The organism is Halorubrum sp. Ea1 (assembly GCF_002252965.1).
Taxonomy (GTDB): Archaea; Halobacteriota; Halobacteria; order Halobacteriales; family Haloferacaceae; genus Halorubrum.
In genome coordinates, this window is sequence record NZ_NHPG01000150.1 from 1 (window position 1) to 4,257 (window position 4,257).

At 70.8% G+C, this 4,257-nt stretch carries 4 protein-coding genes and 1 pseudogene; 3 read left to right on the forward strand and 2 right to left on the reverse strand.

The features are described from left to right. The 3 genes and pseudogenes from DJ73_RS18890 to DJ73_RS18900 form a co-directional block, all read left to right on the forward strand. Positions 1–365 (forward strand): annotated as a pseudogene (locus DJ73_RS18890) (hypothetical protein); the annotation flags it as partial. A 94-nt stretch (positions 366–459) separates the two neighbouring features. After that, a complete protein-coding gene (locus tag DJ73_RS18895) occupies positions 460–1,761 on the forward strand; it encodes a ribonuclease R family protein (protein ID WP_094521901.1) in 1,302 nt (433 codons plus the stop codon). A 358-nt stretch (positions 1,762–2,119) separates the two neighbouring features. Next, a complete protein-coding gene (locus tag DJ73_RS18900; protein WP_094558752.1) occupies positions 2,120–2,305 on the forward strand; it encodes a hypothetical protein in 186 nt (61 codons plus the stop codon). A 22-nt stretch (positions 2,306–2,327) separates the two neighbouring features. Here the strand turns inward: DJ73_RS18900 and DJ73_RS18905 are convergent, their stop codons facing one another. Beyond that, a complete protein-coding gene (locus DJ73_RS18905) occupies positions 2,328–3,608 on the reverse strand; it encodes an MFS transporter (RefSeq protein ID WP_094558753.1) in 1,281 nt (426 codons plus the stop codon). Between the two features lie 94 nt (positions 3,609–3,702). Then, positions 3,703–4,257 (reverse strand): MaoC family dehydratase (locus DJ73_RS18910; protein WP_094558754.1); only part of this gene is annotated, 555 nt, incomplete at its 5' end.

Below are 4,257 nucleotides of genomic sequence, written 5' to 3' on the forward strand. Positions count from 1 at the left end.
ACCGCCTCCACCGCGTCCGCCGGTTCACGGACGCGGTGGAGGCGGTGGATGAGTCGGAGACGGGGTGGGAGCTCGGCCCGGTAGCCGTCGGAAGCGACCCGAAGCGTCGATACCGCCAGCGCGTTCTTCGCCCCGGCGACGCCGTGACGGTCGTCGGCGACGCGACCGCCTTCCCGGACGCTCCGGTCGGCGAGGTGAAAGCGCGGATCGCCGGCGGATCGCCGTTCGTGGTCGGCGACGCGAGCGCTCGCCGGACCGCGCTCCGGCTGGTGGGCCGGTCGGCGGTGCCGGTCGTTCTCGGGCTCGTCTCGCTGACGGTCGCGGCGGTCGCGCTCTCGCCGGTCCTCGGCGTGATTGTCGGGTAGGCGGGCGACGCCTCCGACACTCCCGCCCCCGGTCTGGCGCGGCCGCTCCTGCGCCCCCGACAGGCCTTTCTAACGGACCCGCGTTGGTCCCGGTATGTCAGACGACGAGCCGAAACCGGGGTCCGCCGAGGACCAGGGGCCCGTGACGATCACGCCGGAGCTGGCGGACCGCCTCGCCGACAAGCGGGCGGACCTGTTCGAGGAGTTCGAGATCCCCGACGAGTTCCCGAACGAGGTCCTCCGCGAGGCGGAGACCCGGACCGAGGGCGTGTACGACGAGATCGAAGCCGAGATCGACGAGCGCGAGGACCTCCGCGATCTCACGACCTGGACCACCGACCCCGTCGACGCGCAGGACTTCGACGACGCGATCTCGATCGAGCGCGAGGAGGGCGCCTACCGGCTGTGGGTCCACATCGCCGACGTCACCCACTACGTCACGCCCGACACGGCGATGTGGGAGGAGGCGGTGAAGCGGGCGAACACCGTCTACCTGCCCGACTACACGATCCACATGCTCCCGCCGGTGCTCGCCGAGACGGTCTGCTCGCTCGTCCCCAACGAGGACCGGCTCGCGCACACCGTCGAGATGGAGATCGACGACGAGACGCTCTCGTTCGAGGACATCGACATCTACAAGTCCGTCATCAACTCCGACGAGCGGCTCACCTACAAGCAGTGCGAGGAGCGGCTGGAGGACCCCTCGCTCCCCCTCGGCGAGGAGAACGAACTCGCCTTCGAGCTCGCCGACCGGATGCACGAGCAGCGCAAGGAGGACGGCTCGCTCGTCCTGAACCCGCGCCGCGACCGCGCGCACACCATCATCGAGGAGTCGATGCTGAAGGCGAACAAGGCGGTGACGCACACCCTGATGTGGGACCGCGGCGTCGAGGCCATGTACCGGGTCCACCCGCAGCCGACCCCCGACCAGTGGAGCGAGGCGCTCACGGAGATCCAGGAGCTCGACGGGGTCTCAATCCCGGGTAGCGCGTGGGGCGACGACCCGCGCAAGGCGGTCAACGCCGCCCTCGAGGAGTCGCCCGGCCGGCAGCTCAACAAGATCCAGCGCGCCGTGCTGAAGGTGATGCCCCGCGCGAAGTACATGAACGACCCGTTCGGCGGCCATCACGCGCTCAACTTCGACATCTACGGCCACTTCACCTCGCCCATCCGCCGGCTCTCGGACACGATCAACCACTGGATCGTCCACGAGAACGACGTGCCGGAGAACCTCGTGGAGCTGTGCGACCACGCCAGCGACCGACAGAAGGACGGCGAGACGGTCGAACGCATCTACAAGCAGTTCCTGCAGGAGCAGGGGCTCGACCCCCACGCGGTGAACAACCGCGGGATCGAGGTCGTCGACGACGCGGAAGAGGCGAAACACACGGTCTGATCGCTCCGCTCGCCCCCCTCGTCCCTTATCGGCGAAGCGTATAGACCGTCGGAGCCCCTACCGTCGGGTATGACCCATCACGACCACGACGAGGGCCACGCCGCCGATCGGATCGCCGACCGGGACCGCACGCGGGCCGAGCGAGAAGCGGAGCGAGCCGCCACGGTCGGCGGGTTCACGGGGGCGGTGCTCGTGGGCTCGGGGCGGCCCGATCGGCGCCGGGATCGGCGCCTTCCTCGGGGGATCGACCGGCTACGCCGTCGGCTACGCGCTGAGCGAACTGGAGGGCGAGCGCGGCGACCACCGCGAGGCGACGCTGGACGACTACGCGGACGGCGACGAGCCGGACCACGCGCCGGTGGACGACGGCGGCGACGATCCCGGAGACGAGGGCCCGGTGCGGATAGCGGTCGGCAAAGAGGCCGACGAGGGCGACGACCACGGCGGGGACGACGACCACAGTGAAGGCGACGACCACGGCGAAGGTGACCACGACGAGGGCGACGACCACGCCGAAGGCGACGACCACCGGTCCGAGGAGTGACCGACGCGCGCGACCCGCGTCGTCAGTCCCGCCGGGTCGCGAACCGGGAGATCGCGGCCGCCGCGAGCGCGCCGACGACCGCGATGACGGCGAGCACGAGGAACAGCTCGCGGGGGCCCGCACGGGTGAGAACCGTCCCCGCGAGCGCGGCGCCGAGCGATCCGACGCCGAAGATGCCGAGGTAGGTGTAGCCGAACGAGATCCCCCGCGCCTCGCTCGGCGAGTAGGCCGCAACCGTCGCCTGCGAGAGCGGCTGTACGGTGAACAGCGCGACTCCGAGCGCGAGCGAGACCGCGAGGAACGACGCGGTGGTCGCGCCGGCGGGGACGAACAGCAGCGCGAGGACCGCGAGGACGGACATGAGAGCGATCAGTCCCCGCTCCGGGCGGACCCAATCGGCGATCCGACCGCCGAGGTACTGGCCGAGCACACCGACCATGAGGACGGCGACGTACAGGTACCGCGCGAGGTCGAACTCCTCGGCGTACGGGCTCTCCGGATCGATGAGCCGGACGTCGACCAACCCGCCGAGGGCGTCGCCGAGGAGGTCCGGGAGAAACGTGAGGAACGTCCGGTAGTAGAGCCCGCTGAGCGTGACGAACGCGAACACGATCAGGAACCCGCCGGCGAGCAGGACCCGCGTGTCGTCGACGATCGTCGACGGCGACACCTCGCCTTTGGTGCCGTCGCCCGTTTCGTCGGCGGCGGCCGAACCCTCGCCGCCGCCGTCGACGACCGCGGACTCCGGGAGCGCGGCGTCGACGTCGACGGTGAGGCCGTACGCGGCGACGACGACGGCGGGAACGGTGAGCGCGGCCGCGACGACCCGCCAGTCGAACGCCAGGAGGAGCAGCGCGGTCGCCAGCGGCCCGAGGGCGATGCCGAGGTTGCCGCCGATCCCGTGGTAGCCGAGCGCGGTCCCGCGGCGGTCGACCGACTTGGAGATCAGCGACAGCCCCGCGGGGTGGTAGACGCTCGCGGTGACGCCCCACACGGCGATGGCGAGCGCGAGCGCGAGCAGGTTCGGGGCGACGCTCACGAGCAGGAACGAGGCGGCCATCCCGCCGAGACACGCGAGGATGAGCGACTTGGAGCCGAACCGGTCGACGAGGATGCCGCCGGGGAGCGCGCCGACGCCGAACAGCCCGTAGCCGACCGTGGAGACGAGGCCGAGCGTGGCCGCGGTCGTCGAGAACTCCGCGATCCACACCGTCAGCAGGATCGGGATCGAGAGCTCGTAGGTGTGGACAAGCCCGTGCGAGCCGGCGGTGAAGGCGACGATCCGTCGCTCGGCGCGGTCCATCGGCCGCCCGTTCTCCGTCGGCGGGGATAGCTTCGAGGGTAGCCGCCGGGGTTGCCGCGAGCGCCGGAGTTGCCGCGAGCGCCGGGCGACCGGGTCACTCCAGGTCCTCCGGCTGGGTGCCGACCCCCGCCGGCCACCCCGTCGGCCGCGCCGCGCTCGGCTGCGCGTGCGAGCGTTTCAGGACCATCGGCGTGCGCTCCAAGGAGAGCACGAGCTCGTCGTTCTGGTTGTACGCGCGCAGCTCGGTGGTGACGATGCCGACGCGATCGCGCGAGTCGGACTCGCGCTTGTCGAGCACCTCCGACTCCGCGAACAGCGTGTCGCCGTGGAAGACGGGCGCGTGGTGGCGGATCTCGTCGTAGCCGAGGTTCGCCGTGGCGTTGGCGCTCACGTCGATGACGCTCATCCCGACCGCCAGCGCGATGACGAAGGTGCCGTCGACGAGGCGCTCGCCGAACTCCGTCTCGGCGGCGTACGCCTCGTTGAAATGCATCGGGTTGAGATTCATCGAGAGGTTGGTGAACCAGACGTTGTCCGTCTCGGTCACCGTCCGCCCGTACGGGTGCTTGTACACGTCGCCGACCGCGAAGTCCTCGTAGTACCGCCCCTCCCAGCCGGCGACGAGCCGGCGATCGGTGCCGCCGTCGGT

Coding starts and splice junctions, on each gene's coding strand:
- DJ73_RS18895 (WP_094521901.1), top strand. CDS start 460: ATGTCAGACGACGAGCCGAAACCGGGGTCCGCCGAGGACCAGGGGCCC.
- DJ73_RS18905 (WP_094558753.1), bottom strand. CDS start 3,608: ATGGACCGCGCCGAGCGACGGATCGTCGCCTTCACCGCCGGCTCGCAC.